This is a genomic window from Salinicola sp. MH3R3-1, assembly GCF_001937155.1.
GTDB classification, from domain to species: Bacteria; Pseudomonadota; Gammaproteobacteria; order Pseudomonadales; family Halomonadaceae; genus Salinicola; species Salinicola halophyticus.
Map to the genome: position 1 here is coordinate 1 of NZ_MSDP01000041.1, position 4,011 is coordinate 4,011.

Annotated in this window: 2 protein-coding genes; both read left to right on the plus strand. The window is 61.1% G+C overall.

All coding sequences use genetic code 11. The features are described from left to right. Positions 1 to 693 (plus strand): carbohydrate-binding protein (locus tag BTW08_RS17800; RefSeq protein WP_168170683.1); only part of this gene is annotated, 693 nt, incomplete at its 5' end. 152 nt (positions 694 to 845) lie between these two features. Then, positions 846 to 4,011, plus strand: a 3,166-nt coding sequence (locus BTW08_RS17805) for a carbohydrate-binding protein (RefSeq protein WP_139313711.1), incomplete at its 3' end; no start/stop codon positions are given.

The following is a 4,011-nucleotide window of genomic DNA, read 5'->3' on the forward strand; positions in this document are numbered from 1 at the left end:
CTGACTTTCAACGGCGGATCGCAGAATCTGGAATCGTTCAGTCTGGCGCCGCCTTCGCAAACGGCATTCAATGAGTCGGGTACGCCGTGGACGGTCGACGATGGCCTCACGCTGAACGCGGGGCTTTATGACCAGGGTGGCCCGGAAGTCGCTTATCACGACAGCAGCGAGACCCAGCTGGGCGACAACACCCGAAATGAAGGCGTCGATCTACGCGACAACGGCAATACGATCGGTTCGGTCGCCAATGGCGAATGGGTGGAATACACCATCGATGTCGCCGCGGCGGGGACCTATCAGCTGTCATTCGCTGCGGCGACGATGTCCAGCGGCCGGACGGTGACCGCCAGCGTCGAGCAGGACGGCGCCGTCTATACCAGCGCCACGCCCCAGGCGGTGACCAATACCGGCGGTTGGACCAACTATCAGGCCAACAACGGTATCGAGCTGGATCTCGCCGCCGGCGAGCAGACGCTTCGGCTGACGTTCAATGGCGGCGCGATGAACCTGCAATCGTTCACGTTGACACCGGACGCCAGCGCGGCAACCACTGCCATGGCCTCGACGATGTCGCTGATGACGACTGGCGACGACGGTCCCGGTTCGATTCCGTCGCTGGATGATGTCGTCGTACCCAGCGATGACGTCGCTCTGGCAGGTGTCGACCAGCCGGAGCACGTCGGCGTCGCCTAAGACCAGATCCCACTGAACCCTCATTCCGATCCGTCGGTCAACAAGCCGGGCAGCCATGGGGGTGCCCGGCCTCCTCGTCCCCCGGGCAAGCAATCGAAGTCGAGGGCGGCTTTTACAACCCCGTACCCCCATAACGCTTAGAGGCTTCATACATGTTCACGTTGTCAATCATCGATGTGCAGACAGGCAACATCGTCAAGACATTGGCACCGGGCGCTGCTATTACCCGTGATTTGCTCGGCGATGATTATCGGCTCGAGGTGACGCCCATCGACAGTAGCGGTTTTCTCGCCAGTGACGTGGCCGGCGTCGCCTTGACGCTGACCGACTCGACCGGTGCAGCCAGCGAACTGGTTTCTACCGACACTCCCTATCGATTCCCTTTGGCGTCCGATCTGGATCGCGGGGTGACCAACCTGAAATTGGATGCGCTTGATGACAGCGGCCAGCAGCTGACGAACGGTGAGCAGTCGGTCGATGTCGAGATCGTCAACGCCGAAGGTTGGTCGGGCGATGTCTTCACTCTCCAGGGAGAATCGTTGCTGATCGACGATGGTGCTTCGATCGCCGACACGGTCGTTCGCAATGCCAATAATCCCGAATCGAGTGGTGGCGGTGCCGATCGTCTTTGGGGCGAGTTCAGCGGATCCGGCTATCTGGATATGGGTTCTCAGGCGGGGGATGCGGGGTCGTTTTCGGTCAATGTCGCCGAAGCGGGGACCTATCTGTTGACGATTCGCTACGCCGCCAGTGGCTCCAGCGATCGCCCGATGACACTATCGGTCGATGGCGATCCACAGGGAACGATTGCCTTTGCATCGACTGGCGTGGGTAGCGCGGGTTGGGAAAACTGGACGGAGACCACCGTCGAGATCGATCTTGGTGCCGGGGACAATGTGGTTCGACTCGCCAACGTGGGCAATACCGGCCCCAACATCGACCGGCTGCAATTGCAGAGGGAGGACACGGCGCCGGAGTATAAAATTTATGAGGCCGAGAATGCCGTTCTACAGGGCGGCGCGATCGTCGTCCCCACGACGCAGAGCGACCGCGATGCCTCGGGTACCGGGTTCGTCGACTTCGTGGGCACCGGTGATCAGACCGTCATCTGGAACGTGGACGTCGGCCAGAGCGGCGTTTACGAGGTCACTTTTCGTTACTCCCTGACCACCGGCAAGGCCGATCGTCCCCTGGCGCTGACGGTCAATGGAGAGAGCTACCCGGCTGTCAATTTTCCTGCCGAGAGCCGGACCGTCAGCGACTGGGTCACCCAGACGGTGAAGATGACGTTGAGCGAAGGTAGCAACACCATCGCGGTGACCGCGCCCAACGGCGTTGGCCCGGATATCGATTCGCTGGAAGTGCCCGCCGCGCCCCTGGCGGTCATCAGCAATGGCGACATCAGCGTGGTCAGTACTGATCCGGCTTATTTCGATGATCGCATCGCTTTCAATTATCTCGAAGACAACGATGCCACCAGCTCGTCTCCCGTGGCGCGGGAGTACAAGGATAGTGGCTCGGTCATCATCACCAATAACGGTACCGGGGAACTGGGGGTCGACAGCGTAACGCTGAGCGGCCCGTTCATGCTGGCAGATGCGGATGCCCTGAACGACCTGAGATTGGCACCCGGCGAATCCATCGAGGTGGGCGTTCTATTCGACCGCGCGGCTTATACGCCGCCGAGCAGCAATGCCGCCGACGGCGTGTTCGAAGGCACCATGACGATCGTCTCGGACGACGCCGACCAACCGGTGACGGAGATCCAGCTGGCCGGCTTCTGGCAGGCGCGCGACGAGGGCGGCTGGGAGCCCAATCTCAACGAAATCTGGCGGGTGTTCGGCTTCGGCAATCACATCGATGGCTTGTCGACGCTCGACGGTGGCGGTGAGTCCGTGCTGCAGGATTTCGATCTCTACCGAGCGGTCAATGATCAGGAAGTGCTGTCACGCTACTGGCAGATTGCCGACGGCGTTGGATCGGTCACGGTGACTCAGCTGGCGGCATTCCACGGGTACAGTGGTGCACTGCTTGCACTGCACGCACCAGGTGACAAGTCGGCGCGAGTGTCGCTGAGCAATCACGACAGCCTCTACAGTCAGTCGTTGCTGCCGCATGTGGCCAATGGCGACTACGCCACGTCGAACTTTACCCCAGCCCGGATCCCCGACAGCTGGGCGGGCGACGATATCTTCGGGATCTCGATCGCCAACCAGTCGACCGATCCGTCGTTGAATCCTCATGGGGGGAACACGCCTCCGGCCGAGGATGCCGGGATCGAACGTGGCCATACCGTGCGCGTTTTTCAGGCCTATGACACCGATGGCAATGCCATCGCCAATACCTACTTCGTGGTCATGGACTACACCGGTATCAACTATGACTACAACGACAACGTCTTCCTGGTCGAAGGTATCGAGCCGGCCGCGAGAACGCCTTTCAACGAGTCCGCTACACCCTGGGTCGTCGAACAGAGCGGCCTGACGCTGGATGCGGCACTGTTCGATGAGGGCGCGTCGTATCTGACCTACAAGGATTCCAGCGAAACCCAAATGGGGACTCACTTCCGCGAGGGCGGGGTGGACATCCAGGGCAACGGGGATGCCATCGGCTGGATCGAAAACGGAGAGTGGGTCGAATACACGCTCGAGATCGAGCAGGCCGGCGTCTACGATTTGTCGTTCCTGTCCGCATTGGGCGCACAGACCGGCAGCGCCCGCTCGATCACGGCCACCTTCGACAATGGCGCCGGCGTCTATGAAGTGGCGACAATCGGCGTCGATTACACGGGCGGTTGGAGCACATTCGCAGAGACCGAAAGTCAGAACGTGGCGTTGGAAGCGGGCACGCAAACCCTGCGTCTGACTTTCAACGGCGGATCGCAGAATCTGGAATCGTTCAGTCTGTCACCGCCTTCGCAAACGGCATTCAACGACGCGGCTACGCCCTGGGCCGTCGACGATGGCCTCACGCTGAACGCGGGGCTTTATGACCAAGGTGGCCCAGAGGTCGCTTATCACGACAGCAGCGAGACCCAGCTGGGCGACAACACCCGAAACGAAGGCGTCGATCTGCGCGACAACGGCAATTCGATCGGCTCGATCGCCAACGGCGAATGGGTGGAATACACCATCGACGTTGCCACGGCGGGTACCTATCAGCTGTCATTTGCTGCGGCGACGATGTCCAGCGGGCGAACGGTGACCGCCAGCGTCGAGCAGGACGGCACCGTCTATACCAGCGCCACGCCCCAGGCGGTGACCAATACCGGCGGTTGGAACAACTATCAGGCCAACGACGGTATCGAGCTGGATCTCG